This window comes from Rahnella sp. P4_A8, from assembly GCF_056402435.1.
In genome coordinates this window covers 1-681 of record NZ_JBFUHK010000341.1, presented here as the reverse complement: position 1 = coordinate 681, position 681 = coordinate 1, and the positions used below count along the sequence as shown (strand labels likewise).

1 protein-coding gene is annotated in these 681 nt (G+C 45.8%); it reads right to left on the bottom strand.

The features are described 5' to 3' along the window. The coding region (locus AC1DUO_RS25875; RefSeq protein WP_477989586.1) for an NUDIX hydrolase at positions 1-327 on the bottom strand (327 nt) is incomplete at its 3' end. Between the last annotated feature and the right edge of the window lie 354 nt (positions 328-681).

Here is a 681-nt window from a genome sequence, read left to right as displayed (position 1 = left end):
ACTCCACCTTGAGCGATCAATATCTGATTTATTTGTATTAATAATAAAGAAATGCTCTTCAGCAAGAACAGTCTCTCCACCTGGTAGCATCATKGTGAAGGTTCTGGATGCKATCTGCGGYCCTGCATCTGTTCTTRTMAGCCCCGTTTCTTCAARTAATTCGCGTAAAGCAGCCTGCTCGAARGATTCATTRTGTTCAAGYCCTCCACCKGGMGTTGCCCAGTATKYYTTGCCRCTCAAAGCATCATCTTTATGGCAGAAGTTAAAGAGCAAGACGTGATTTTCAKGCGAAAGAACTATYAAMCGAGAKGATGGRCGAGTKCGCACAAAKCCCCCTTAAATAATGGGTAAACCCTAATTTTTGAATTTATATCTAAACATGAATTTCAGTATTTGTCGCCTGATACAGCGATACTATCTTGCTGATTTAATTGTATTCAACGTCCGTTTCTCGCTCATAGTAGACTTGGTGGCGCTTCAGGCGGTCCGCTTCGTGCCATAAGCTGACGTTGCTAACATCAACATGTACTTTAAAAGAAGACTAGGCCGCGCTGACTTAGCGCAGGCGCCTTACTGTCCCTGCGACCTGGATACCGCTTCCCTGCTCTGGTGATATATTGACCAGCAGGCGGGAGGGTACTCCCATATCTTCACCCTGGCTGATTTCGACCGATCCGCCGT